Source organism: Candidatus Polarisedimenticolia bacterium, assembly GCA_036004685.1.
Taxonomy (GTDB): Bacteria; Acidobacteriota; Polarisedimenticolia; order Gp22-AA2; family AA152; genus DASYRE01.
On the sequence record DASYRE010000032.1, the window covers coordinates 15,443 to 40,180 of the forward strand.

22 protein-coding genes are annotated in these 24,738 nt (G+C 66.4%); 12 read left to right on the forward strand and 10 right to left on the reverse strand.

Annotated features, from left to right (window positions below; translation table 11 throughout):
* Positions 1-102: 102 nt before the first annotated feature.
* The 3 genes from VGR67_08250 to VGR67_08260 form a co-directional block, all read right to left on the reverse strand.
* The gene (locus VGR67_08250) at positions 103-1,659 is read right to left on the reverse strand and encodes a radical SAM protein (protein ID HEV8336389.1); all 1,557 of its coding nucleotides are present in this window, start codon (positions 1,657-1,659) and stop codon (positions 103-105) included.
* The gene (locus VGR67_08255; GenBank protein ID HEV8336390.1) at positions 1,656-4,445 is read right to left on the reverse strand and encodes an MMPL family transporter; all 2,790 of its coding nucleotides are present in this window, start codon (positions 4,443-4,445) and stop codon (positions 1,656-1,658) included. The genes VGR67_08250 and VGR67_08255 overlap by 4 nt, the downstream gene beginning before the upstream one ends.
* Positions 4,446-4,527: 82 nt before the next feature.
* Positions 4,528-5,451, reverse strand: coding sequence for a class I fructose-bisphosphate aldolase (locus VGR67_08260; GenBank protein ID HEV8336391.1), 924 nt, complete (start codon positions 5,449-5,451; stop codon positions 4,528-4,530).
* Between the two features lie 184 nt (positions 5,452-5,635).
* Here VGR67_08260 and VGR67_08265 point away from each other — a divergent pair, with 184 nt between their 5' ends.
* The gene (locus VGR67_08265) at positions 5,636-6,856 is read left to right on the forward strand and encodes a hypothetical protein (protein HEV8336392.1); all 1,221 of its coding nucleotides are present in this window, start codon (positions 5,636-5,638) and stop codon (positions 6,854-6,856) included.
* A 2-nt stretch (positions 6,857-6,858) separates the two neighbouring features.
* Here the strand turns inward: VGR67_08265 and corA are convergent, their stop codons facing one another.
* Positions 6,859-7,929 carry a magnesium/cobalt transporter CorA gene (gene corA, locus VGR67_08270; GenBank protein ID HEV8336393.1) on the reverse strand — a complete coding sequence of 357 codons (1,071 nt, stop codon included), beginning with the start codon at positions 7,927-7,929 and terminating at the stop codon, positions 6,859-6,861.
* A gap of 154 nt (positions 7,930-8,083) precedes the next feature.
* Positions 8,084-9,172, reverse strand: a complete 1,089-nt coding sequence (locus tag VGR67_08275) for a DUF4097 family beta strand repeat-containing protein (GenBank protein ID HEV8336394.1) — start codon at positions 9,170-9,172, stop codon at positions 8,084-8,086.
* 151 nt (positions 9,173-9,323) lie between these two features.
* Between VGR67_08275 and tkt the strand changes: the two genes are divergently transcribed.
* Both tkt and VGR67_08285 read left to right on the forward strand, forming a co-directional pair.
* The gene (gene tkt / locus VGR67_08280) at positions 9,324-11,351 is read left to right on the forward strand and encodes a transketolase (protein ID HEV8336395.1); all 2,028 of its coding nucleotides are present in this window, start codon (positions 9,324-9,326) and stop codon (positions 11,349-11,351) included.
* 56 nt (positions 11,352-11,407) lie between these two features.
* Positions 11,408-11,719: a hypothetical protein gene (locus tag VGR67_08285; GenBank protein HEV8336396.1), complete on the forward strand. Its 312-nt coding sequence runs from the start codon at positions 11,408-11,410 to the stop codon at positions 11,717-11,719.
* Between the two features lie 58 nt (positions 11,720-11,777).
* Here VGR67_08285 and VGR67_08290 read toward each other — a convergent pair whose 3' ends face one another.
* Positions 11,778-12,098 carry a hypothetical protein gene (locus VGR67_08290; protein ID HEV8336397.1) on the reverse strand — a complete coding sequence of 107 codons (321 nt, stop codon included), beginning with the start codon at positions 12,096-12,098 and terminating at the stop codon, positions 11,778-11,780.
* Between the two features lie 181 nt (positions 12,099-12,279).
* Here VGR67_08290 and VGR67_08295 point away from each other — a divergent pair, with 181 nt between their 5' ends.
* From VGR67_08295 to VGR67_08315, 5 genes are all read left to right on the forward strand, one after another.
* Positions 12,280-12,852, forward strand: a complete 573-nt coding sequence (locus tag VGR67_08295; GenBank protein ID HEV8336398.1) for a hypothetical protein — start codon at positions 12,280-12,282, stop codon at positions 12,850-12,852.
* A gap of 40 nt (positions 12,853-12,892) precedes the next feature.
* Complete coding sequence (locus VGR67_08300) at positions 12,893-13,441, forward strand: class D sortase (GenBank protein ID HEV8336399.1); 549 nt, start codon at positions 12,893-12,895, stop codon at positions 13,439-13,441.
* A 19-nt stretch (positions 13,442-13,460) separates the two neighbouring features.
* The gene (locus VGR67_08305) at positions 13,461-14,360 is read left to right on the forward strand and encodes a hypothetical protein (GenBank protein ID HEV8336400.1); all 900 of its coding nucleotides are present in this window, start codon (positions 13,461-13,463) and stop codon (positions 14,358-14,360) included.
* A 109-nt stretch (positions 14,361-14,469) separates the two neighbouring features.
* A complete protein-coding gene (fdhD, locus tag VGR67_08310) occupies positions 14,470-15,279 on the forward strand; it encodes a formate dehydrogenase accessory sulfurtransferase FdhD (protein ID HEV8336401.1) in 810 nt (269 codons plus the stop codon).
* On the forward strand, positions 15,279-16,463 hold the full coding sequence (locus VGR67_08315) for an MFS transporter (protein HEV8336402.1): 1,185 nt from the start codon (positions 15,279-15,281) through the stop codon (positions 16,461-16,463). Before fdhD ends, VGR67_08315 begins: the two co-directional genes overlap by 1 nt.
* Positions 16,464-16,537: 74 nt before the next feature.
* Here the strand turns inward: VGR67_08315 and VGR67_08320 are convergent, their stop codons facing one another.
* Complete coding sequence (locus VGR67_08320) at positions 16,538-16,984, reverse strand: Hsp20/alpha crystallin family protein (GenBank protein ID HEV8336403.1); 447 nt, start codon at positions 16,982-16,984, stop codon at positions 16,538-16,540.
* Between the two features lie 327 nt (positions 16,985-17,311).
* On the opposite strand from VGR67_08320, the gene queF reads away from it, so the two are divergent.
* Positions 17,312-17,668: a preQ(1) synthase gene (gene queF / locus VGR67_08325; protein ID HEV8336404.1), complete on the forward strand. Its 357-nt coding sequence runs from the start codon at positions 17,312-17,314 to the stop codon at positions 17,666-17,668.
* Complete coding sequence (locus VGR67_08330) at positions 17,665-19,164, forward strand: amidohydrolase family protein (GenBank protein HEV8336405.1); 1,500 nt, start codon at positions 17,665-17,667, stop codon at positions 19,162-19,164. Before queF ends, VGR67_08330 begins: the two co-directional genes overlap by 4 nt.
* A 67-nt stretch (positions 19,165-19,231) precedes the next feature.
* Here the strand turns inward: VGR67_08330 and VGR67_08335 are convergent, their stop codons facing one another.
* Entirely contained in the window at positions 19,232-19,636 is a 405-nt protein-coding gene (locus tag VGR67_08335; protein HEV8336406.1) for a cupredoxin domain-containing protein, read from the reverse strand.
* 193 nt (positions 19,637-19,829) lie between these two features.
* On the opposite strand from VGR67_08335, the gene VGR67_08340 reads away from it, so the two are divergent.
* Positions 19,830-22,199, forward strand: coding sequence for a PBP1A family penicillin-binding protein (locus tag VGR67_08340; GenBank protein HEV8336407.1), 2,370 nt, complete (start codon positions 19,830-19,832; stop codon positions 22,197-22,199).
* Positions 22,200-22,215: 16 nt separating this feature from the next.
* On the opposite strand, the gene VGR67_08345 is transcribed toward VGR67_08340, so the two are convergent.
* Both VGR67_08345 and VGR67_08350 read right to left on the reverse strand, forming a co-directional pair.
* Entirely contained in the window at positions 22,216-23,043 is an 828-nt protein-coding gene (locus VGR67_08345; protein HEV8336408.1) for a ChbG/HpnK family deacetylase, read from the reverse strand.
* A gap of 84 nt (positions 23,044-23,127) precedes the next feature.
* The gene (locus VGR67_08350; protein ID HEV8336409.1) at positions 23,128-24,102 is read right to left on the reverse strand and encodes a CPBP family intramembrane glutamic endopeptidase; all 975 of its coding nucleotides are present in this window, start codon (positions 24,100-24,102) and stop codon (positions 23,128-23,130) included.
* A 154-nt stretch (positions 24,103-24,256) separates the two neighbouring features.
* Here VGR67_08350 and VGR67_08355 point away from each other — a divergent pair, with 154 nt between their 5' ends.
* Positions 24,257-24,703, forward strand: coding sequence for a DUF2203 domain-containing protein (locus VGR67_08355; GenBank protein HEV8336410.1), 447 nt, complete (start codon positions 24,257-24,259; stop codon positions 24,701-24,703).
* The last annotated feature ends 35 nt before the right edge of the window (positions 24,704-24,738 follow it).

A 24,738-nucleotide genomic window follows, 5' to 3' on the forward strand; every position in this document is an offset into this window, starting at 1 on the left:
TGAACCAAACTCTCAAGCGGCCGGTCCTCGGCGTGCTCGCGGCGGAGTCCTCGGGCTGGTCCTGAACGTCGTGTTCGCGGCCGCGCTGCGGCGCTGGGCGGCTCAGGGAGAGGGCTCGGCGGCGGCGGCGCGCCCGGTGCCCGGATCCCTGCCGTAGACGGGGTCCTTTCCCGGGGTAAGGATCTCCGGATACGACGGCGACTTCAGCCCTTCCGGAAGTTCCAGCGGGACGCTCGGCTCGAACCGGTGGCGGGATAGGAACATCCGTCCCGCGTAGCCGGTGAACACGAACTTGACGTTGTTCCAGAGCATCCAGAAGGTCTGGTCGGGGCAGGCTTTCCACAGACCGTTCTGGAGGATGTAGAACGGATCCCAGTAGAGGCCGATTCCGGCGCTCGTCATGATCCGGGCCAGATCCTTGTCGCTGAGATGCTCGGTCCGGACGTTCGGGATGAAGCCGTTGTAGCGATCCAGGTCGTCCGGGTTGGTGACGAGATCCCGCTCCAGGAGCTGCCGGCGCAGCTCCGTCTTGGGATAAGGCGTGAGGCATTGCACGATGCCGTGGTCGACGCCGATGTCGCGCACGTAGCGGTAGGTGGCGCGGACGTCCTCCTCCCGATCGTCGGGATTCCCGACGATGAAACCGCCGATGACGATGATCCCGGCCTCCCGGAGGGCCTTCACCACCTTGCCGGTGCGGCTCGATTGCTTGCTCTTCCCGAGCACCTTCAGATTCCTCTCGTCGCCGCTTTCGATCCCCAGGAAGACCATCTTCACGCCGCCTCGGGCCAGCATCTCGGCGAGCGAGAGATCCGCCGCGATCGGGAAGACGCTGGCCTGCATCACCAGGAACAGGTCGTTGAGCCTCTCCCGTTCGAACCGCAGGCAAAGCTCCTTGAGGCGCGGCCCGTCGAGCGTGACGTTGTCGTCCACGAAAAGGACCCCGCGGGCGCCGCGGCTCCGCGCGTCGTGCAGGTCGGCGACAATCCAGTCCTCCGGGTAGAGACGGAAGGTCTTGCCGTACATTCGCCGGATGCTGCAGAACCCGCACGGCATCGTGCAGCCCCGGCTCGTCTCGGCCACGTCGAAAGGCCGTCCCATCCACAGGAAATCGCCGCTGACCCGGCGGCTGCGATCGGGCCGGCGGATGTCGTCCAGCTCCAGCAGCGGCGCCGGCGGGTTGTGGTGGTACTCGCCGCTCTTCCGGTACGAAAGACCGGCGATGGCGTCGAGATCGCCCCGGGAGTCCAGCGTCTCGACCAGCGCGTTGAAGATCGCCTCGCCCTCCCCGCGGACGACGAAATCGAACAGGTCGCGATCGGGTCCGTCGCCGATCTCCTTCCACATGATGGTCGCATGGTAGCCGCCCAGGACGGTGGCGACGCCCGGCCTCAGCGCCTTGCTGAGGGCGGCCGTCTTGCGCGCCGACCCGATTTGGAAGGACATGGCCGATATCCCGACGAGGTCGGGCGAGAACTCCCGCAATTGGCGCTCCAGGGCCTGCGCGGCGCGGCGGCGGTGCTTCACCAGATCGAGGATTCGCACCTCGTGACGCTCCTCCAGGTTTCCGGCCAGGCAGCAGAGGCCGAGATTGGGAAGCTCCATCATGTGATCGAAGCAGGAGGCGGAATCGGGCATGGCGACGAGGAGGATTTTCATGGGCACGTTCCTTTCTTCCGGATTCGTGACAGGAGGCCGAGGACCCGGCGGACGCCCTCGTCGGTGACCGGGCCGCGCTCCGTTCCGCAGGCCTTTCCTCGGACATCCAGGAGGACGACGGCGGCGCCCGGCCCGGAGAGCGAATAGTCTCGGGCGAGGCGGCCCTCCCAATCGACGAGGAGGGAGATCTCCTTCGGGACGCTCTTCTGCAGGCGCTCGTTCACTTCGGTTTCCGTCTTCCGGCCGCGGACGTTGCGGGCGTCCACGGCCCGGAGGATTCGCAGAGGCCCGATGTTCTCTTTGACGATCTTCGTCTCCCAGCTCTTCATCCGCCGCATCTCGGGCGCCCGGCCGTAGAGAAGCAGGACCGGCTCGCCTCGATGCAGGCCCGGGCCGTCGGCGCGACCGAATTGATCCTTCAGGACGACTCCGGCCGGAGCGGCCTGCGAGATGCCGGCGCCCGCGAGCATCAGCGCAGCCGCCATCACGGCGCGCGGTCCGCCGAGTCCTTGCCTGGGTCTTGAAGGCGCGGGGCGGCCGAGCGGCCGGAACAGGATCAGGCAGAGAGGGAGGAGGACCAGCTCGCACGCCAGGCCGACGAGCAAGGTCAAGCCGGTGAGGAAGGCGAAATGCACCGATGGGAGGAAGGAGCTCAAGGTGCCCACCCAGAAGCCGACGGCCAGGATCAGCGTCGAAAAAACCACGGCGCGCCCGCAGCGATCCATCATAACCTCCAAAGCCGTTTCGTGGTCGCCGCTGCGCGCCATCTCCTCCCGGAACCCGGAGAGCAGGTGGATGGTGTTGTCATCGGTCATTCCGATCGTGATGCTGGCGATGACGGCGGTGGCTACCGAGAGTGGAATGCCGATCCACCCCATCAGCCCGTAGACGATCAAGACGGGCGCGCCGGTCGGAACGGCGCTCAGCAGTCCCAGCCGCAACGACCGGAACTGGATCGCCATGCAGGAGAGGATCACCAGGACCGCGGGCACCAAGCCGCGCACTTGATTGGCCACCAGCGACGTCGACATGTTGGAGAGGACGGCGAAGTTTCCGGTCAGGATCACCTCTCCCAGACCTTGCCGCTTGGCGGCGCGGCGGATCCGATCGAACAGCTTCTGGGAGGCCCCGGTATCCAGCGCCTGAGCCCGGGCGGAGAGCCGCAGGACCGGCGCCCGCTCGGACAGGAAGCGTGACAGCTCGGAAGGCGCCTGCTCTTTCAGGAAATCATGGATGTCGGCCAGGTCCTCCCGCGCCGTGGGGCCCTCCGGAAGGCGCGCGTAGGCGTCCTTCCCTTCATGGAAGGCGCGCCACACGCGTCGCGCCAGATCGGGATAGCCGGTGACCTGGCGGATCCCGGCAAAGCCGCGAATCTCCGATTCAAAACGGGAGACCTTCTCGAGCCCCGCGGCGTCCCCGGCGGTGATGCCGTGGATCAGGATCTCCAGCGAATTGACGCCGGTGAGCCGCTCGTCGATGAACCGGGTCGCGCGAGCCAGGGGGCTGGCCGGCCGCAGCGAGCCGATGAGATCGGTTTCCACTTTGATCCGGCCGACTCCGACCGACGAGGCGCCCAGGACCAGCAGACTGACGACAGCGAAGGGAAGCGGGTGGCGCGCGACCCCGGTGGCGATCCTCGCCAGGGCTCGTTCAAGCCTCCGGCGGCGCAGCGCCGGGACCAGCCTCGGCGAGAAGTCGGGGAGGATCGCAAGAAGAAGCGGGGCCAGCGTCATCGTCAGAAAATAGGAAATCATCACGCCGGCGGCGGTGAACACGCCGAACTCGCGCAGCGCCGGGACCGGAAAGAAGGCGAGGGAGCCGAAGCCGGCGGCGGTCGTGAAGGCGGCGTTGAAACAAGGAACCTTCGACAGTCCGAAAGCCCGGGCCAGGGACGCCTCCTGGGAAAGCCCCGCGGCCCTCGCCTTGAGGTGGTGATTGATCAGATGGATGGCCCCTTCCACGGAGACGACCAGGACGACCGGAGTGATCAGCGAGGTGACGGGGTTCAGAGGAAGGCCTACAGCGGAGTAGAGTCCCAGCGTCCAGAGAAGCGAAACCGCCACGACGCCGAGCGGAACGAGGACGCCCACGGGGTGGCGGTACAGCGCGAAGGTCGCCGCGGCCAGGATTCCGAGGATCAGAGGAGCGAAGACTCTCTGATCGTGCCGTATCGACTCGGCCACGTCGGCCTTCTCGACGGGAATTCCGGCCACGTGGACGGTCATCCGGCGCGGCGCGCTGGAAGCCAGCGCGCGGACCTGGCCGACGAGCCGGCTGCGGTAGTCGGAATCGGCTTCACTTCTCTCCACCTCGAGCAGGAGGGCGGCGGTGCGGGCGTCGTGGGAGACGAGCAGATTGCCGTAGAGGGGATGGGAGCCGAGATTCTTTCCCATTTCTTCCGCGGACATCGCCCCTGAAAGCACGCGGGCGTAGGGCGCGAACGCGACGGGCCCCAGCTCATCTCCGTCCAGGTCCTGGACGTTGGTGGGGGAGACCACGCGGCGGACGTGCGGGAGCTTGGACGCCTCCCGGGTGAGGCGATCGACGATCTGCAGCCCCTCCTGGGTGAAAAGCCCGGGAGAGTGAAGGGCCAGAACGATGACCTCGTCCGCTCCGAACGCGGCATTGAAATCGCGGAGATTCCGGAGGTCGTCCCCCTTGGAGGGAAGGATCGACTCGGCCCCCGGGTCGACGCGCAACGAAACGGCGCCGAAGGACAGCAGGACGGTGGCGAGCAGCAGGGTGAGGCCGGCGGCGGTGCGGTGGGCGACGAGGGTGGCGATCATGATCCGGGCTCCGGCAGCGTCTCGAACGCCCCGGAACGCGTGGCGGTGGAAAGATTCGCGGTGGAGAAGGATCGATCCCGGTCTACGGGATCTCTCCCGCGTAGATCCGAATCACCGTATCGAGGAACTTCAAGGCGTCGGCGCGGCCGCGCTGGAAGGAATTCCTGCCGATGATCGATCCGAACCCTCCGCCGTCGCGGACGGCGCGGACCTCTTCGAAGACGCGCTCGTCGTCGGCCCGCGCGCCGCCGGAAAAGATCACGATCCGCCGCCCGTCGAACGCGCTCTGGACGACGTGCCGGACGCGCTCGGCGAGCGATCCGATGGGGACCCGGTGTTTTTCATACACCTTCTTGGCCTCCGCCTGCTCGAGGTGCTCGGAGGGCAGCTTGACCTTGATGACGTGGGCCCCGAGCTGGGCCGCGATCTGGGCGGCGTAAGCCACCACGTCGATCCCGGTTTCCCCCTCCTTGCTGAGCTCCGAGCCCCGCGGGTAGGACCAGACGACGACCGCCAGGCCGGACTCCTTCGCCTCCTCGGCGAGCGACCTCAGCTGCTCGTACATCGTGCGGCTCTGTGACGAGCCGGGATAAATGGTGAAGCCGATCGCCGCGCATCCCAGGCGCAGGGCCTGCCTCACGCTGCCCGTGACGGCGGAGAGAGGATCCTTGTCGCTGTGGAGGACGTCGTGGTTGTTGGCCTTGAGAATGAGCGGAATCTCGCCGGCGTAGCGGGCGGCGCCCGCTTCCAGCGCCCCGAGCGGCGCGGCGTAGGCGTTGCAGCCCGCCTCCAGCGCCAGCTGGAAGTGATAGAGAGGGTTGTAGCCGGGGGGATTCGGGGCGAAGCTGCGCGCCGGACCGTGCTCGAAGCCCTGGTCGACCGGCAGGATCACGAGCCGGCCGGTGCCGCCCAGGCGTCCGTGATTGAGGATGCGGGCCAGGTTGGCCCGGGTGCCCGGATTGTCGCTCTCGTAAAAGCTCAGGATCTGGGAGATGCGGTCGGTCATCGGTGCCTCCGGGATGCCTCCGGACGGAATGCCCGTCATCATAACGGGAGGGGACTTTCAGGTCAACGCCGGGTCGAAACGGGAACCTGGCGCCCTCCGGGTCCGTATCTAGAGGACGGAGAGGCTGCGCGCGCCCGTGCGCGCGTGGGATGGACAAAACCACGCCACGTCAAAGAGGTTCGCCATGAAAAGGTTCGGGCTTCTGGCGCTGTCGATCCTTCTCCTCGGCTCGAGCCGGCTCACGGCCGGCGGGGAGATCTTCGGAAAGGTCACGACCACGGCAGGCCGCACCTACCGGGGCCCCATCCGCTGGGACCGCAACGAAGTTTCCTGGCAGAACGCCCTGGACGCGCAAAAAGAGAAGAAGGTCAGATCCCCGTCGCGCCACCATGATCTTCCTCCCATCGGCCGGGAGATCGCCGAGCTGATCCGCGTCGGCTCCTGGACGCACAGCCGCTTCTCCATCCCCTTCGGCCATCTCCGCGCCATCGAGCCGCTGGGCTCCGGGCGTGCGCTGCTCCGCCTCAAGAACGGCGAGGAATTCAAGGTTCGGGAGAGCGGCAGCGATCTGGGCGACGAGATGCGGGGCATCGAGATCCGGGACGGGAAGGCGGGCAGCGTGAAGCTGAAATGGGACCAGGTCGATCGGGTCGAATTCGAGCCGGACCCGCGGTCGGGCGGCGACGCCGACATGCTCTACGGGACCGTGGAGACGCGTCGCGGAGAGTACACCGGATTCATCGTCTGGGATCGTGACGAGGCACTGCGCTCGGACCTTCTCGACGGGGATGCCGGCGGCGATCGGCGCTCCATACCCTTCCGGGAGATTCGCGAGATACGGCGCCGCAGCTCGCGAAGCTGCGACGTCGTCCTGACGCGCGGAGAGACCGTCACGCTGAGCGGCACCAACGACGTCAACTCCGAAAACCGCGGGATCGAGATCGCGGTCGCCGGCCTGGGCACTGTCGAAGTGGGCTGGGGCCAGCTCAAGCGGGTCCTTTTCGCCGAGGCTCCGGCCGCGCCGCGCTACGAGAGCTTCAGCGGGGGGCAACCGATCCAGGGAACGGTCGTCACGCTGGGAGGGGAGTCGCACCGGGGGGACATCGTCTGGGACGACGACGAGGAGCGCAGCTGGGAAACCCTGGACGGGGAGGAAGACGGCGTGGAGTATTCGATTCCGTTCGAGAACATCCGATCGATCCAGAAGGTCTCGGAGCGCTCCGCCGAAGTGACCCTGTTCGGCGGCGAGGTTCTCGTTCTCGAGGGATCCAACGACGTCAGCTGGGAGAACAAGGGGATCCACGTGACGGAGCGCGGGCGCAAGATCACCGTCGGGTGGGACGATTTCGATCGAATCGAGCTCGGCAGGCCGGGGCCGGCGCCGGGCCGGCGCTCGGACCGCTGATCTCAGATCCAGCCTCTCCTGCGAAACAGCAGGAGCATGACGGCCACGACGGCGATCATGACCAGCAGGACGGCGGGATAGCCCCAGTACCAGTTCAGCTCCGGCATGTTCCAGGGGCTCACCGCGGTGTTGAAGTTCATGCCGTAGACGCCGACGATGAACGTGAGGGGGATGAAGATCGAGGCCAGCATCGTCAGGATCTTCATGATCTCGTTCAGCCGGTTGCTGACGCTGGAGAGGTAGACTTCCAGCATCCCTCCCGCGAGATCCCGGTAGGTCTCGAGCATGTCCATGATCTGGATGGTGTGGTCGTAACAGTCCCGCAGGTAGATCCGCGTCTCGCGCCGCACGAGCGGCGAGTCCTCCCGCATCAGCGCGTTGATCACCTCACGCTGCGGCCACACCGAGCGCCGCAAGTAGAGAAGATCGCGCTTGACGCGGTGGATTTCCTGCAGCGTCCGCCGGTTGGGATTCGACACCAGTTCCAGCTCCAGCTCCTCGACCCGCTCTCCGAGCATCTCGAGGACCGGAAACGCCCCGTCCACCAGGGCGTCGACCAGGGCATAGGCGAGGTAATCGGCCCCCATCTTCCGGATCCGCCCTTTCCCTTTGCGAATCCTCTCCCGGACCGGCTCGAAAGGATCGCCGGGCCACTCCTGAAGCGTCAGGACCCATCCTTTCCCTAAGAAGAGCGTGACTTGCTCCGACCGGAGGCCTTCCTTCAGGCTCACGTCCTTCATGACGATGAAACAATGGTCCTCGAACTCCTCGAGCTTCGGGCGCTGCCCCGTATTCAGGACGTCCTCCAAGGCGAGCGGGTGCAATCCGAAGCGGGTGCCCAATCGCTGGAGGAGATCCACGTCGTGGAGGCCGGTGACGTTGATCCAGGCGACCGCTCCGCTTTCCGGCGCCGGGAGCGGCCCCTCCACCGACTCGAGGCTGCGTTCCTTCACCTCGTCGGGGGTGTATTCGATCACGGTGATCTGCGGTTTTTCCGCCGGGGCCACGTCGGGAGGCCGAAGCGTTCCCGGAGAAGTCCCGGGCTTTTGGTAGCGCTTGTGGGGTCGGGTCATGGCGACAATCCCGGGCGCCGGCGCGATGCAGGGTCGGCCTTGCCGATTCCGGGATGAAGCAGACCACAAAGCGCCGGGGTTTTCAAATCGCTCCGCGCCGAAGGCCCTCATGGGGGCGCGCGGGAGCGGGCGGAGCGCCGCCGACCGCGTCGATCTACCGCATCGGCCCGATGGTCAAATCGCCGCTCCCCGTGCTGACGTCGATCCGGATGCGCGAGTCGCCTCGGCGGTAGCCGACGACCTGCTTGCGCTCGACGATCGCTTCCGCGTCGCGGTATTCCATCCGGATGTCGCCGCTGCCCTGGTCGGCGCGGGCCTCGAACGTCGCGTCCGCGGCAAGCCGGAGCGTCACGTCGCCGCTTCCGGTGTCGGCCGTCACCTTGGCCAGGCGCCCGCCTTCGCCCTCCAGGACGACATCGCCGGAGCCGGTGTCGGCCGCGAAGCTCTCGAGGTCGCTCGCTGAAATCCGGATGTCGCCCGATCCGGTGTCGGCCGAAATCTGCCGCACCTGCGACGAGCCGACCCGGACGTCGCCGGAGCCGACGTCGAACTTGAGCCGATCGCCCTGGAAGCTCGTGAGGGTGCAATTTCCGCTGCCGGTGTCACAGGAGAAGGAGCCGGAGAGATCGGCCGCCTTCACGTCGCCCGATCCGGTGTCGGCCGAGATCTCGCCTTTCAGATGATCCAGGTCGATGTCGCCCCCCGAGCTGTCGAAGCGGATCTTCCCCGCGATGCCGCTCGCGTGGAGGCGTCCCACGTCGTTGCGAAAGACGGCCTCCAGGGAGGGTGCCGAGGGAACTCGGATTTCAACGTCCGCGTACATCACGACCCCTTCGCTCCCCGAGATGCGGACTTTCCGCCCGTCGTATTTCGTGGTCGTGCTTCCGCCGCCGAACAGGCCGAGGAAGGAGCGGTCCGTCTTCTTGGGGTCGTAGCGGAGGGTGCCGTGCTCGTCGAGCGGATAGATCACTCGGAGCGTGGGGGTTCCGGCCTCGGAGACCCGCTCGAAACGGATCATGGCCGCGAGCGTGTCGCTTTCAGCGTGGACGGAGGCGACCGCCGTCACCTGGTCGCCTGCCCCGGGGACGATCCGCATCGCGCCGGCGAGGTTCTCGACCCGGAAACGGCCGGTGACGGACGCCGGAAGCTCCGCCTTGAGGATCCGCGTGGCCTCGGCCGCCCGAGCGGGCGAGGCGAGGGCCAGAACCGACAAGAAAGCAAGGGCGAGGGACGGGCTGCGCATGGGCTCCTCCTTGGATGAATGCCGCACTCATGAGTACGTGAGCCGGGCGTCGAAGGTTCCCGGAGGGTCGCCGGGTCGGGGAGAAAAGGGAGGCGGATTCGATGTGCTAACATGGGCAGCGAGCCGAGACCTGAACGCAACGGAGGCCGCCGTGGAATCCGCTCGAGAACTCGATCTTCTCTGCATCAACACGATTCGGACTCTGAGCATGGACGCCGTCGAGAAGGCCAAGTCGGGGCATCCCGGCCTTCCCATGGGCGCGGCGGCCATGGCCTACGTCCTCTGGACGCGCCACCTGCGCTACAACCCGGTGAATCCCTCCTGGCCCGGACGCGACCGCTTCGTCCTGTCCGCCGGGCATGGCTCGATGCTCCTTTATTCGCTGCTGCACCTGACCGGGTTCGACCTCCCGATGACGGAGATAATGCGTTTCCGGCAGTGGGAGAGTCGAACGCCGGGCCATCCCGAGTACGGAATGACTCCCGGAGTGGAGACCACGACCGGTCCCTTGGGGCAGGGATTCGGAGTCGGCGTGGGAATGGCGCTGGCGCAGCGCTACCTCGCGGCCCGCTTCAATCGCCCGGGACACCCGGTGGTCGATTACCGGATCTACGCGCTGGTCAGCGACGGAGACTTGATGGAGGGAGTCGCCTCCGAAGCGGCCTCGCTGGCGGGACATCTCAAGCTCGGGAACATGATCTATCTCTACGACCAGAACCACATCTCCCTGGACGGTCCGACCTCCAAGTCGTTCACCGAAGACGCCCAGAAGCGCTTCGAGGCCTACGGCTGGCAGACTCGCTCGATGGACGGCGACGATCTGGCGGCGGTCGACGCGGCGCTGGCGGAGGCGGCGGCGGAGAAAACGCGCCCCTCGCTGATCCTCGCCCGCACCCACATCGGCCATGGCAGCCCGCACAAGCAGGACACGGCGGAGGCCCACGGGTCGCCCCTGGGCGAGGAGGAGGTCCGCCTGACGAAAAAAGCGCTGGGCTGGCCCGAGGACGCCAGCTTCCTCGTCCCCCCGCCGGCCCTTGCCAAGTTTCGCGAGGCGGTGGCGCGCGGCGCCGCTCTCGAAGAGGAATGGGAGGCGGCGCGCCGCGGATACGAGAAGGCCTTCCCGGCCGAAGCGGCGGAGCTGGCGAGGATTCGTTCCGGGGAGCTTCCCCCGGGCTGGGACTCCGACCTTCCCCGGTTCGCCGCGGGGTCGAAACCGATGGCCACGCGGGAAGCTTCGGGACAGGTGATTACGGCGCTCTCCGGGAGGATCCCCGAGCTCCTGGGAGGATCGGCCGATCTGGGGGGATCGACCCTCACCTATTTGAAGGGAAGCCCCGAATTCTCCGCAACCGATTATTCGGGCCGCAGCCTCTGGTTCGGAGTCCGCGAGCATGCCATGGGCACCCTCCTGAACGGCATGGCGCTCTCGGGGCTCATCCCCTACGGGGGCACCTTCCTCATCTTCTCCGATTACATGAGGCCGTCGATCCGGCTGGCCGCGCTGATGGGAATCCGCACGATCTACGTGCTCACCCACGACAGCATCGGTCTCGGAGAGGATGGCCCCACGCATCAGCCGGTGGAGGTCCTGCCGGCGCTTCGCGCCATCCCGAACCTGGTCGTCATCCGCCCCGCCGACGCGACGGAGTCGGTGGCGGCCTGGAGAGTAGCCGTGACACGCAAGAACGGCCCCGTGGCGCTGCTTTTTTCCCGGCAGAAGCTTCCCGTCCTCGACCGCCCGGCCGTCTCACCGGGCACGGTGGAGCGGGGAGCCTACGTCCTCTCCGAAGCGCAAGGCGGGGACCCCCGGCTGATCCTGATGGCCTCGGGCTCGGAAGTTCCGCTGATCCTCGAATCCCAGAAGATCCTCCAGGCCGAGCCGCATTCGATTCCCACCCGGGTGGTGAGCTTTCCGAGCTGGCAGCTCTTCGAGGAGCAACCGCGAGCTTACCGGGAAAGCGTCCTTCCCCCCTTGCTCAAAGCGAGGCTCGCGGTGGAGGCCGCCGTGGGAATGGGCTGGGAGCGCTACGTGGGCCTGGACGGAGGCTTTCTCGGGATGACCGGGTTCGGAGCCTCGGCGCCGGCGGAGGAGCTGATGAAACAGTTCGGGTTCACGCCGGAAAACGTCGCGCGGCGCGCCCGGGAGATCGTCTTCAAGAAGGCGCCCGAAAGGGGATGAATCCGGAACCTTTGGCGCCCAACCTCCGTTCTTGAAGGGAAAGGGGGGCGACTGAAATGACGGTTTTGATTGGATTGCTGATCCTGGGGCTCCTGGCGCTTTTGGCCTTCCCGCTGCTTCTCGCCACGGCGGCGATTGTCCTGGCGGTGCATCTCCTGCTGCTGCCGTTCAAGATCCTCGGTCTGGGAGTGAAGGCGGGCCTGGGGCTGGCCGGCGCTCTCGTGAAGGGATGCTTTCTGATCGCCGGGATCCTCCTGGCGATCCTCGTCGCCATCGGACTGATCCCCTTGGTTCCCTTGCTTCTGCTCGGAATCGGGATCTACCTGCTTCTCAGGCCGTCGCGGGCGCCTCTTCATCCGGCGCGTTGAGCTCCTTGCGCTCCCGGCGCTTCGATTCCGCGCGCGCCCGGGGCGCCCCGGGGCCGTTTCAGAGCATCTTCCAAAGAAGATAAAGCGCCAGGACGACGAACAGCGGGGGAAGGAGAAGGATCCCGAGCAAGGATCCCACCGCCCCGAACCGGAGCCACCTCCCTTCCGAGCGCATTTTCAGAGCCGCCGACCTGTCCGAGGCGTCCGGGCTCACCCGCGCGCCGCACTCGGTGCAGAAGAAAGAGGCCCTGACGGGATTGCCGAGGAATTCGATCTTGCTCAGGACGTAGCCCCGCTCGTCGCCGCACCGCAGGCACCAAGCCTTTCCTTCCAAAGCCGGTTCGTTCGATTCGGGATCATCCAATCCGGAGTGTGACATCCATCCCTCGCCGTGCGGGCATCATAGCATGGGCCCGGAATCCACGACTCCGGGTTGGCCGCCTCACGGGGTCATGTTAGAGTGAGGCGAAAATGGTGCAGGCGCTCTTTCGAGCCGAAGCATGGCCGCGGCGCGAAGGAGTCTTTCGAAGAGGTCGGTCATCTCTCACAGAGGAGGAATCATGAGATCCTGGAAGTCCGTTTCCCTGGCCCTCGGCGTCGCGATCGCGATGGCCGTGACGTTCGCCGCGATTCCCGCGAGCGCCGAAGACACCGGCGTGTTCAAGAACTCCCGGGACATCAGCCGGGCGCAGCGGATCCTCGTGACCGAGGGTCTTCTGGCGCCCGACAGCTACACCGTCGGGGAGCTTGACGACGAGACCCGTCAAGCCCTTTCCAACTACCAGAGCGAGCATGCCTTGAACATGACGAGGACCCTCGACGACGAGACCTTCCAGACGCTGCTCGCCCACGAAGAGGAATTGAATCCGGATACCGTCGCGGTGCCTCTGGAGCCGGCGGAGACCGCCTACCAGCCGGAGCCCGAGCCGCCGGTTCAATACGCCAAGGCCCCGCCGGAGCCCGAGCCGACTCCCTCGACCGCCGAAGAGCGGGAGGCCCCCGCGGAACCCGAGCCCTCGTACGATGCGGATCGGACGATGCCGGCCACGGCAAGCCCTCTCCCGTTGCTGCTCCTGGGAGGCGCGGGGCTCGTCGGAAGCGGTCTCCTGATCCTTCGCCGCCGCAGCGCGTGATGGCGTGACGGCTCGACACGATGCCCGCCGTTGGACGGGCGTGATCCTGGTGCTTGCGGGTGCCGCCGCTTTCGCGGCGGCACTCGCGGGCTATGGAACCGAAAGAGCCTGGCAGCTTTCCCAGGACTCGCAGGATCCCCTCCTGCCGTCCGAAGCGGCGGGCCGGGCCGCGCCCCATGCGGGCGACGCTTTCGCCCGGCTGTCCATCCCGCGCATCGGCCTGAACGTGACGGTGATCGAGGGAACGCGGAAAAGGGACCTGCTCCGCGCCCCTGGGCATCTGGTCGGTTCGGCCGCCCCCGGCGATCCCGACAATTGCATCATCGCCGGCCACCGGGACATCCATTTTCGGCGGCTGGGACGCGTCGTGGTCGGAGATCTCATCGAGCTGGAGGCGGGGAACAAGAAGGTGAAGTACCGCGTCCAGACGGTGCGTGTCGTTCGATCCGGCGACACCAGCGTCCTGGCCGCCACGAAGGAGCCGATCCTGACCTTGATCACCTGCTACCCATTCCGCTACGTCGGCTCCGCTCCCCGGCGGTACGTCGTCCGCGCCGTGAGGACCGACGCTCCGGTGGCGGCGCTCTGATTTCCTCAGGGTCGCCCCGGTGAGCCTGAACCGCTTTCCCCCCCCTTCTCGTGATTCCCATCGAAGCCTGGCCGAGCGCGGCGACGCCGCCCCGTTGATCCTGGATCTCGGCGGCTGGAGCTATCGGTTTCGCGGGATGGACGCGATCTTGCGCCGGGATCTCGAAACCCGGTACGAGGCGTTCCTGGCTCCGGACCAGCCCGAAGCGTTCGAGGTGGACGTGCTCGACGGAAAAGCCGAGCAGTTCATTCCGGTCCCGGAGTCCGCCGCGCGCACCGCACACCCCCTGAGCCTGTTCTGGGAGGGCCCGGACTTGCTGCTGAGGTCCTACGGCTTCACCGGATGGATTTCGCCGGGTGAGGGCCGGGGCCAGATCGCCCTGGCCCGGGGCGGGTTCGAGAAGCCCGTCTGGTGCGTCGAGAATTTCCTTCGCGCCGGCCTCGCGTGGCGCGCGCTCGAGGAAGGCGGGATGCTCTTTCACGCGGCTTCCCTGATCCGCCGGGACCTCGCATTTCTGTTTTTGGGCGCTTCGGGCAGCGGCAAGTCGACCCTGGCGTCGATCGCCAGGGAAGGCCGGGTGGTCAGCGACGATCTGACTTTGGTAAGGAAGATGCCGGAGGGTTATCGGGTCGCCGGCACGCCGTTCCGCGGCACCTACGCGGGCGGCTTGCCGGTCAAGGGACTCTTTCCCATCGCGGGCGTCTACCGTATTCTCAAGGCGGAGCGCGAGCGGGTCGATGAGTGCCCGGCAAGGGAAGCGCTGGCGATTCTCCTGGCGAGTTGCCCGTTCGTCGTCGATCATCTCGCCACCCGCCCGGAGATCCTCGACCGGCTCGGCGCGTTCCAGGCTTCCCACCCCCTCGCGTACCTTCACTTCACGCTTCAGGGAGATTTCTGGAGCGTGCTGCCCCCGGGTTGACCTCTCTCCGGCGACGGGGTTTCCGCAGCCCCGGCCGGGGTCCGTGCTAAGATTCCCGCGTTTCCTCCACCGGCAGGAGGCCCGCGGTTGATTCAATCGTCAATGCCTCATGGATGCGATCCGTAGAATCCCCGCCGATCGATGGCAAGGCTCCGCCCGCCGGAGCGCTCCGGACACCATCGTGGTGGAGGAGCCGATGGAAGTCCGCCTCGGCGGATCGCCGGTGGCGGTGACGATGCGCACCCCGGGCCACGACTTCGAGCTGGCGGCCGGGTTCCTCTTCACGGAAGGCATCCTCTCCGGACCGGAGCAGATCGGCTCGATCGCCTATTGCTCGGACCGCCGCCAGCCGGAGCGGAACATCGTCGACGTCCTTCCGGCCGAGGGAGCGAAGCTGCCGGAGCAGGGATGGCAACGATCCTTCCCCGCGACCTCCTCCTGCGGGCTCTGCGGAAAGTCGAGCATCGAGGCGGTGCGACGCGTCGCCGGCCCACTGGACGATCCCGCCACGTTTCTCGCCGAAGCGATCCAGGATCTCCCCGAGCGGCTCCGGGCGGACCAGACCTTGTTCGCGGAGACCGGGGCGCTGCACGCCGCGGCGCTGTGCTCGCCCGACGGGTCGCCGGTGCTCCTGCGGGAAGACATCGGCAGGCACAACGCCGTGGACAAGGTGATCGGCTCACTGTTCCTCGCGGGAAAGCTTCCGCTGCGAGGACAGATCCTCTTCGTGAGCGGCCGGGCCTCGTTTGAAATCGTCCAGAAAGCGCTCATGGCGCGCATCCCCGCGGTCGCGGCGGTTTCGGGGGTCTCGAGCCTGGCCGCCGAGCTGGCTGCCGATTCCGGGATGGCCTTGATCGGTTTTCTGCGCGGCCGGTCCATGCAGGTCTACGCGGGGGGAGATCGGATTCGGGAGTCTTGATGGCGAACCGGAGCGCGGCGTTGCTCGGCCTTTATTACTTTTCGTTCTTCGCCGCAGCGGGGATCTACGTTCCTTACCTGGGACTGTACACTCGCGGGCTGGGATTCGCTTCGCTGCAGATCGGATTCATCGCCGCGCTGACTCCGCTCAGCAAGATCCTCTTTCCTCCGGTCTGGGGAGCGATCGCCGACCGCACGGGTAGCCGGAAAAGCTTGATCCTGCTGACCACCGCGCTGTCGGTGGCGGCGTTCTCGCTCCTCTTCGTCGCCCACGGGTTCGCGGCCGTCTCCCTGGCCTTCCTGGCCTACGCTTTCTTCCATGCCCCCATCCTCGCGTTGAGCGAAACGCTGGTCCTCGAGGAGTCGGCTCGAAGCGGCTTCCTGTACGGGCGGATTCGGGTCTGGGGCTCGCTGGGGTACCTCCTGGCGGCTCTGATACTCGGCAAGGTGCTCGATCTCACTTCCCTCGAGACCTTCGTGACGGCCTTCGTGGCGGTCAGCTTGCTCCAGCTCGGCGCGGCGCTGGGTCTCCCGGCGGCTGCGGCGCCCCGGGCGCAGCGGACGGCGCGCGGGATTCTGGAGCAGCTGCGGCGAAAGGATGTCGTGGCATTCCTTGTCGCGTGCACCCTGATGGAAGTCAGCCACAGCGGGTACAACGGCTTTTTTTCGATTCACCTCTCGGAGAACGGCTACAGCAAGAGCGCCATCGGCCCCCTGGTGGCGCTTCCCGTCTTCTGCGAGATCGCGGCCATGATGGTGGCCGACGGGTGGATGCGGCGGTGGGGCAGCCGCTGGATGATGAGCTTGGCCTTCGGCGCGGCGGTCATCCGGTGGAGCGTGCTCGCCCTGACCACCGCCTGGGTTCCGATCGCGCTCTCCCAGACTTTGCACGCCCTGACGTATGGCTTCTTTCACGTGACGGCCGTGCACGCGGCCCGCGGCTTCTTTCCGGCTCATCTTCAAGCCAGCGCCCAGAGCCTTTACATCGGCCTGACCTACGGAGTCGGAGGAGCCGTCGGCTTGCTGGCGGCGGGACATCTCTACGATGCGTGGGGAGGCAGGGTCCTTTTCCTGATTTGCGCGGGTGTGGCGCTCCTGGGTCTTCCTCTGGTCTTGCGGCGCAACCGGCCGGAGGAGCGGCCGAGCTGCCCGACCGGAGCCTTGACGGACGCCAGACTCGGCTGAAACGGCGAAGCCCCTTCAACCGCCGGAGCGGGGAAGGGGCTTCGCGTCACAAGAGCCGGAGCCGGCCGGAGGAATTAGCTCGTCAGCACCTTGATCTTCCGCGGTTTCGCCTCCTCGACTTTGGGTAGCGTGATCTGGAGCACGCCGTCAAGGTACTCCGCCTTGATGCGCCCGGTGTCCACCGACATGGGGAGGGTGAAGGACCTCGAGAACGTGCCGTAGTAGCGCTCGGAGCGGTAGGAATTGTCCGACTTCATCTCCTTCTCGCGCTTTCTCTCCCCTCGCAGGCTGAGAACATTGTTCTCGACCTGGATGTCGATGTCGTTGCGATCGATGCCCGGCAGCTCCGCCTTCACCACGATGTTGTCCCCCTCCTCGTAGATGTCGCACAGGGGAGCCCATGCTTGCATCGTCTCCTCGCCTCCGAAGCGAGAGTGGGTGGTGTCGGTGAAGATTCGGTTGATTCTTTCCTGGAGCGCTTGAAAATCGTCGGCGAAGGGCTGGAACCTCACAAGAGTCATCGTCGGCCTCCTAAGTTGTCTGTTGATACCCCAATTTCGTCGCCTAATATAGTATATGAGCGTACTATTGTCAAGTATTATGCATGATTTTATTAAATATATATAACTTGCTTATTTTACATTCGTTAGGCCATAGATCGGAATCGTACAGAGCGAGTTTTTAGCCGCATCGAATGGGTTTGGATGGCCGTTTCTGCGCCTTTAAATCGACCAGGAGTCTCATACAGTCCGGGGTGAACCAGGGAAGAAGGAGCGGAAGCCTTGGGCTGCTCGAGGGGTCGAAGGCCGTATAATCAGGGCTGAACAGCGCCCCAGAAAGGAAATGCCGTGTCCGTTCCCGCAAATCGATCGATCGAGATCTTCCCGAATCCCCGGGCCGGAAGGGAGTACGAGATCAGCTTTGACTGCCCGGAGTTCACCTGTCTGTGTCCTCGGACGGGCCAGCCCGATTTCGCCACCATCCGCATCCTCTACGTTCCTGAAATGCATTGCATCGAGCTCAAGTCCCTCAAGCTCTACCTTTGGTCCTACCGCGGCGAGGGCGCTTTCCACGAGGACGTCGTGAACCGCATCCTCGACGATCTGGTCGCGGCGTGCCGCCCGCGCCGAATGAAGGTGGTCGGCGACTTCCTCGTGAGGGGCGGGATCCACACCATCGTCGCCGCTTCCTATCCCGATCGGTGAGCTCCACGCCACCGCCGATCCGTCACGCGCGCCGGCCCGGCGATCGATGGAGGCGCCTCGCTCTGGGTCTCCTCCTCTGCCTTCCCTGCGCCGCGCCGGCGATGCCGGCGTCCCCGACGGAAGAGCCTCTCCTCGTCAAGGCGGGGGCCGTGATCGATGGGACGGATCGGCCTCCCCTGCGAAACGCCTGGGTGCTGATTCAAGGCGGCTCGATCGTGTCCGTCGGCAAGCCGGGAAGCTTCCCCGTTCCCTCTCAAGTTGCCGTGCTTCGAGCTCCTGGATGCACCCTGCTCCCGGGCTTGATCGACGCCCACGTCCACCTGGTCGCGAGCGGGATCGTCGGGTACACCTTCCTCCGACCCCAGCCCCGCGGCCATGAAGTCTTCCTCCGCAACCTGAGAGCCGAGCTTCTGGGCGGGGTCACGCTGGTCCGGGACCTTCACATGAGCGTGTCGATCGCCCATCGGCTGGAGGACGCGCTCCGTGAGGATCCAGCGTCTGGAGCGAGGTTCATCTACGCCGGGCCTGTCCTGACGGTCCCGGGAGGGTATCGAACCAGCTTCGATGCCCCGATCGCCAGCGCCGAGGAAGGACGTCAATGGGTCGAGCAGCTGGCGCGCGAGGGGGCGGGGGTCATCAAGGTGGCGGTGACCAGCCGGGGGTTGGGAAGGGTGGGGGTTTCGTTCGTTCCGATCGATGCCGACATCCTTCAGGCGATCGTCGACGAAGCGCACCGGAGGGGCCTTCCGGTGGCGGCCCACGTCGCCGGAGCCACGGCCGCCGACCTTCGCGAAGCAGTGGAAGCCGGAGTGGACAGCCTCGAGCACATGCCCGGCGAGTCCGGCCCGCTCGACCCGCCCGATCTTTTCTATAGCACCTCAGGCCTCCTGCCGGACATCCTTCGAAAGGGGATCACCATCGTGCCCACCCTGTCCGTGGTGGCCGGGGAGGACTTCGGCCCGACACTTCCCGATTTGCTGGACGATCCGGCGCTGCTCCTGAAGCTGAGTCCGGACCAGCGCGAGATCCTGCGGGAGAATCGCGGCGATTTCGCGCGGAGTCCCGATCGCCAGGCGATCGCCTCCGCCGGCAAGCAGAGGATGGCCCTCTACCTCGAGGAGGTCCGCCGGTTGCACCAAGCCGGCGTCCGGCTGGGGGCGGGCTCGGACGCCGGGAGCGGAATGACCTTCCACGGGAACCTTTTCACGGAGATTCAGTACTTGCATGAGGGGGGGCTGACGCCGCTGGAGGCGATCCAGGCGGCGACCCGGGGCAACGCCGACCTGCTCCGCGTGTCGAGACTTCAGGGAACGGTGGAGCCCGGCAAGCGCGCCGACCTTCTGCTCGTCCGCGGTGATCCGCTCCGGGATCTCGCCGCGCTGCGCCGCGTCGAGAAGGTGATCATCGCCGGCCGGATCGTGGACGTCCGCGGCCTTTTGAAGGGCGCGGTCAGGAATGAGCGAAAGAAAAAGCGGGCAGCGCCGTCACCGCCTTGAGCCGTCGCGCCCGGTCCTCGCGGATCGGCGGATGACTCGGGCCGGCGCGGAAGCGGCCGATCGCGGCTTACTCCACCACGATCTTGCCGTTCTCCGACCAGTGCTTGATCCCCCAGAACTTGGTGCACCGGATCTCGTACTCCCCTTCGCTGGTGGCGGCGAATTCCACGTAGACGGGACGCTCCGGGGTGGCTTTCCCTTTCACGTTGAGCGCCGGGATTTTCACCCCGTACGTCCCGTCCTTCACCTTGAACGTCAGGCGGACGAGATCGCCGCGCCGGACGCGGATGACGTCGGGCGAGAGCTTCCCCTCGATGGCCACGATGGTGATGTTCTTGACCTTGCTCGCGGGGCGCGTCACGGAGGCGGGCTTCGCCTGGGGACTCCTGCCGGGGCTGGGAGTTGCCGCGGCCCCGCCGAGGCCGAAGCTGACGCAAAGGAGGGCGAGCACGGAACGAAGAGTGGGCTTCATGCGGTCTCCTTCCGGCGGACTTGCGCCGGGCAGTCTCGGGCGAATATGAGGCCGGGACCCGGGTATGCAAGGAGTTTACGAAATCGATATTCCGGAGGGAGGAACGCCCCGGGCGGGCCGGTTCGCCCGTCCGCGGGCTGGACGTCCGGCGAGTATAATCCCACGTTGCCTTGACGCGTCCTCGCGGAGCGATATGACCGCGGCTTCCAAATCGGCGCAGCGATCGAACGGGAAGGGGGCTCCTTCGCCCAGACCACGGCGGGGGGCGGGGAAGAGGCTTCTGCTGAGGCTTCTCTTCGTGATGCTCGGGACCGCCGGCGTTACCCTGGCGCTGATCTTCCTGGACGTGACGCGACGATTCGAGGCGCGACAGGCCCAGTTCCCCTCCCGCCTCTATTCGGACAGTCTCAAGCTGACGGTCGACTCGGAGGTGCCCGCGTACTCGCTGCTCTCCCGCCTGACCCGTCTCGGATACAGAAAAGTGGCCGGCCAGCCGTCGAAACCCGGCGAATTCCTCTGGGCCGACAAGGAGCTGCGCATCTTCCTGCGGGAGTTCGAGTATCCGGAGGGTAGATTCGCGGGCGATCGGGTGCGGATTCAATTTCGCGGGAACCGGATCCGGAGAGTCACCAGTCTCAACACCGGGCGGCGCCTGGACACGGCCCGCATCGAGCCGGAGCTGATCGCCACCTTCTACAGCGACGTTCAGGAGGAGAGGACCTGGTACTCCTTGAATCAGTTTCCGGACGAGCTGCGGCGAGCCGTCCTGTCGGTCGAAGACCGGAACTTCTACCACCATCCCGGCATCGATCCGCGGGGGACGGCGCGCGCGCTGTGGATCGACCTCGGGCGCCGCGCCGCCGTGCAAGGGGGGAGCACCGTCACGCAGCAGCTCGCGAAGAACCTGTACGCGAACCGGAAGCGGGATCTGACGCGCAAGCTGCTGGAGAGCGTGGCCGCGGTGATGCTGGAGGCGCGCTACACGAAGAATCAGATCCTGGAAGCCTATTTGAACGAGGTCTACATGGGACAGCGAGGGCCGGTCGCAATCAGCGGGATGGGGGAGGCCTCCCGGTTCTATTTCCGGAAGAGGCCGTCGGAGCTCGTCCTGCATGAGTCGGCCCTGCTCGCCGGGATCATCAGCAGTCCCGGTCTTTACAATCCGTATCGCCATCCTCAGGCGGCGCTTTCCCGGAGAAACCGGGTTCTCAATTCCATGGTGGAGACGGGGGACCTCTCCCGGAAGGTCGCCGCCGTCGTCAAGACGACGGATCTTGGCGTGACGCGCCAGCGGCCGGGGAACTATCGCGCGCCTTATCTCGTCGATTTCCTCGAAGAGGAAGCTCGGAAGGGATTTCCCGATTCCCCGCCTTCCGGGGCCGGCCTGCGGATCTTCTCGACCGTCGATCCCGACCTCCAGGAGCGGGCGGAGGAGACGCTGGGCGCGGGGCTGGACCGTCTGGAGCGCGGCTACCCCGTCCTGCAAAAGAACCCCAAGGGGACCTTGCAAGGCTCACTCGTCGCCCTTCGTCCTTCGGACGGCTCGATTCTCGCCCTGGTCGGAGGACGCGACTACCGGAAGAGTCAGTTCAATCGAACCTATCAGGCCCGGCGGCAGCCGGGATCGCTGTTCAAGCCGTTCGTGTATCTCGCTGGCTTCGACCGCGCGCAATACGATCCGGGGTTCAGCTTCACCGCCGCGACGCCGCTCGAAGACACTCCGCTTACCCTCGTCTCGGGCGGAAAGCCGTACTCGCCGCAGAATTACGACCGCGAATTTCGGGGCGTGGTCACCGTCCGGCAGGCTCTCGAGAACTCGCTCAACGTGGCCACGATTCGCGCGGCGACCTTCGTCGGCCTGGAGCACGTGATCACGGTCGCGCGCCGCTGCGGGATCGAAAGCCCCCTTCCCAAGGTCCCTTCCCTGGCGCTGGGGGCCGCCGAAGTCACTCCTCTCGAGATTGCCGCCGCTTATGCCACCATCGCCTCCGGAGGGATACGGAATTCCGTGCGCGCCATCCGCAGCGTCACCGATCGCCGGGGCCGAGCGGTCGAGCCCGAGACCCCTCCGGCGACGCGGATCCTGTCGCCTCAAGCCGCGTACCTGCTGACGGACATTCTCCGGGGAGTCGTGCTGCGCGGAACCGCCGCCTCCGCCGCGGACCTGGGGCTGTCGGGAGTCGCCGCCGGCAAGACCGGCACCACCGACGATCTTCGCGACGCGTGGTTCGTCGGTTTCAGCGACGATCTGCTCGTGCTGGTGTGGGTGGGGTACGACGACAATCGGGCGCTTGGGCTCACGGGAGCCCAGGCGGCGCTCCCGATCTGGGTCGATTTCATGATGGGAACCGGACGCGTCGCCACCCAGGAGTTTCCGGAGCCCGAAGGGATGATCCGCGAGAAGGTCGATCCGACCACCGGCCAGCTGGCCACCTGGCGGTGTCCGGAAAAGATCGAGGAATTGTTCATCGCGGGAACGGAGCCGACCACGCGGTGCGAGACGCACAGCCATTGGCGATGGTGGTGGAGCTCGGAGCCTGAGAAACCGGACGACGGCGAGTAAGGGATCCGGCGCAGTTTCAGAGATCGCGGAAGGTGATCAGCTCGATGCCGTAGCTTTCGACGGCTTTCCGGGTTTCGGGATCGGTGAGAAGATTGAGCTCCCGCTGGCGGTCCTCGCCGGCGAACCCCTTGCTGCCGGCCCCCCGCAGCCCCGGCTGCACCATGACCTCCGTGGCGCCCTCGGGCAGTTTCGCCAGCATGTCCGCGAACCGATCGAAGTGGATCCCCCCCGTCAGGGAAGTTCCCCGGAAGTGCTCCGTCGTGGAATACCCTTCGGCCGCGAGGATCTCGGCGGCCCGAGGCACCAGGCCCTGACATCGGACCATCTCCCAGTAGACCTGGGAAGAGAGCACCCCGGGGGCGGGGACCGGCTCCCGCGGGAGCCTGACCCGGGTGAGGCCGTGACGGCGCCCCGCCCAGCAAAGCGCGGCCATGACGCGAGGATAGAGATGGACATGATCGTGCGAGTCGAGATGGGTGGGCTCGATTCCGGCGTCGCGCACCCGGCGGATTTGCAGGTCGAACTCGGTCTGGATCTCCTCCGGATCGATTCTCCCCTCCATCAGGCGGCGGCGGGCTTCCTCCTTACCGAAGAATTGTCCGTGGCGGGCAGACAGCGTCCTGGGGTGCGAGAGGATGGCGGAGCCTTCGGTGAGATTCAGGTGGACGCCCATCCCGAGGCGCGGCGACTCCCGCGCCCAGGCGGCGATCGTCTCGAGCAGCAGACTGTTGGCGAGAACCGACGTGCTGGTGACGATCCCCTTGCGGTGGGCCTCGAGAATCCCGCGGCTCCGCGGCTCGTCGATGCCCATCGCATCAGCGTTGATGATGACCCGTCGTTTCATCCGCTCGCGGTTCTCCGTCGCGAATCGGTCGATTTCTTGCCGGATTATACCCGCACGCCCATCCCTCGCAAGCGCCCGGGCGCGCTAGCGCCCCCGAAAGAAGAGAGCCCAGGTGGAATCCACCAGGGTGTGCGCGAGGGCGGGAGCCATCAGGGTTCCTCCGAGGCGGTAGACCGTGCCATAGACGGTCCCCGCCGCCGTGGCCAGCAGCAGATAGCGCCAGTCCGGAGAGCCGCCGTTATTCAGATGGGCTCCGCCGAAGAGGATCGCCGCGAGCCCGACGGAGAGCCAGGGCCTTCCGGTCCATCGCCCCAGGAGGTTCTGCAGAAGGCCCCGGAACAGAAGCTCCTCGGGAACCCCCGTGGCCAGGAATATCGCGAGCACTTTCCCCGCGCAAGGGAGGGCGGCGGGAAGCCGGTGGATCGGATGCAGAAATCCCGTCGCGAGGCCGAACGCGAGGGCGATCGGCGCGAAGATCAGGAAGGCGAGGGTCGCCAGCGCCGCGTCCCGGCGCCGGACGACGAACGTGTATCCGACGTCCCCCATGCCGCGCTGGACGACGAACAGGAACACCGCCAGGGAAACGCCCAGGATCCCGAACAGGAAGTAGCCGGGCTGTCCCGGAGGCCACGGCCATAGGGGGCCGAGCCACCGGAGCTCGAGGGGAAGCCAGATCAGCAGCAGCGCCGCTCCCTCCCGCCAGGAGACCTGACCCCGCGCCCCGGCTCCGATCAGGACGAGAAGGGGAAGGTTGACGTAGAGGGCCAGCTTCAGGAAGCCGGCGAGCGAGAAGCAACCCAGCGGAAAGGCATAGACAAGGTAGGGGAGCAGGAAGGCTTGCGCGGTCAGGAGCAGGCGTGTGCGGGAGTCGGCGACGAAGCCCGAAACCAGGCGGACGAAATCGGCGCGCGCGAACGCGAAGTAGGCGCCGAGAAGGAGGAAGATTGCGGGAAGTCCCAGGGCCATCTCCCGAGCGCCCAGGCTCCGGAGGTGACCGGCATAGGCCGTCGCGAGGAGGATCAGGAGCGACGGCACAAGGACGGCGGCGAGACTTTTCATGGCGGGTCTCCCGAGCGTAAAAGGCGGAGCTTTCATACGCGAGACGGATCGGCGGGTCAACGCCGGCACCCGGAGGATAATGTTTTCGTCAGGGTCTTGCGCGGCTTGAACGGAGCGGGACGCATCGGTTAGACTTTTTCTCGGGAGATTCTTCATGAGTCCTGAAACGGCCGAACCCAAGCTCTTCACGGTCCAGGAGGCGCAGCATGCCCTCGACGAAGTCCGCCCGCTGGTGGGGAGGATGCTCCGCGCCTTCGCCGAGATCCGCGAGGAGATCGAGACGGCCTCCCGCTCGGTCGGACTCAAGCCCGGCGATCCGGAGCTGGCCCGCCACCTGGAGATTCGGGGAATTGCTCCGCGCCTCCTCAAGGAGATCAACCGGATGATTCAGGACATCCAGGCCCACGGCTGCGTGGTCAACGGCCCCGAGGCCGGCCTGATCGATTTCCCGTGCCTGATGGGAAGCGAGATCGTCTTCCTCTGCTGGAAATATGGAGAGCCGAGGATCGCCCACTGGCATCGCATTCCGGACGGTTTCGCGGGACGCCGGTCCTTGCTGGACGACGAGACCCGTCCGGACGGCAACGCCCCGGTTCACTGAGCCGCCCGTAGCCTTCGCGCCCGCCACGGATCGTT

What these genes read in the sequence shown, in the direction of transcription:
- VGR67_08250 (HEV8336389.1), bottom strand. Translation starts at nt 1,659, where the DNA reads ATGAAAATCCTCCTCGTCGCCATGCCCGATTCCGCCTCCTGCTTCGAT.
- VGR67_08255 (HEV8336390.1), bottom strand. Translation starts at nt 4,445, where the DNA reads ATGATCGCCACCCTCGTCGCCCACCGCACCGCCGCCGGCCTCACCCTG.
- VGR67_08260 (HEV8336391.1), bottom strand. Translation starts at nt 5,451, where the DNA reads ATGACCGACCGCATCTCCCAGATCCTGAGCTTTTACGAGAGCGACAAT.
- VGR67_08265 (HEV8336392.1), top strand. Translation starts at nt 5,636, where the DNA reads ATGAAAAGGTTCGGGCTTCTGGCGCTGTCGATCCTTCTCCTCGGCTCG.
- corA (HEV8336393.1), bottom strand. Translation starts at nt 7,929, where the DNA reads ATGACCCGACCCCACAAGCGCTACCAAAAGCCCGGGACTTCTCCGGGA.
- VGR67_08275 (HEV8336394.1), bottom strand. Translation starts at nt 9,172, where the DNA reads ATGCGCAGCCCGTCCCTCGCCCTTGCTTTCTTGTCGGTTCTGGCCCTC.
- VGR67_08285 (HEV8336396.1), top strand. Translation starts at nt 11,408, where the DNA reads ATGACGGTTTTGATTGGATTGCTGATCCTGGGGCTCCTGGCGCTTTTG.
- VGR67_08290 (HEV8336397.1), bottom strand. Translation starts at nt 12,098, where the DNA reads ATGTCACACTCCGGATTGGATGATCCCGAATCGAACGAACCGGCTTTG.
- VGR67_08295 (HEV8336398.1), top strand. Translation starts at nt 12,280, where the DNA reads ATGAGATCCTGGAAGTCCGTTTCCCTGGCCCTCGGCGTCGCGATCGCG.
- fdhD (HEV8336401.1), top strand. Translation starts at nt 14,470, where the DNA reads ATGGATGCGATCCGTAGAATCCCCGCCGATCGATGGCAAGGCTCCGCC.
- VGR67_08315 (HEV8336402.1), top strand. Translation starts at nt 15,279, where the DNA reads ATGGCGAACCGGAGCGCGGCGTTGCTCGGCCTTTATTACTTTTCGTTC.
- VGR67_08320 (HEV8336403.1), bottom strand. Translation starts at nt 16,984, where the DNA reads ATGACTCTTGTGAGGTTCCAGCCCTTCGCCGACGATTTTCAAGCGCTC.
- VGR67_08335 (HEV8336406.1), bottom strand. Translation starts at nt 19,636, where the DNA reads ATGAAGCCCACTCTTCGTTCCGTGCTCGCCCTCCTTTGCGTCAGCTTC.
- VGR67_08340 (HEV8336407.1), top strand. Translation starts at nt 19,830, where the DNA reads ATGACCGCGGCTTCCAAATCGGCGCAGCGATCGAACGGGAAGGGGGCT.
- VGR67_08345 (HEV8336408.1), bottom strand. Translation starts at nt 23,043, where the DNA reads ATGAAACGACGGGTCATCATCAACGCTGATGCGATGGGCATCGACGAG.
- VGR67_08350 (HEV8336409.1), bottom strand. Translation starts at nt 24,102, where the DNA reads ATGAAAAGTCTCGCCGCCGTCCTTGTGCCGTCGCTCCTGATCCTCCTC.
- VGR67_08355 (HEV8336410.1), top strand. Translation starts at nt 24,257, where the DNA reads ATGAGTCCTGAAACGGCCGAACCCAAGCTCTTCACGGTCCAGGAGGCG.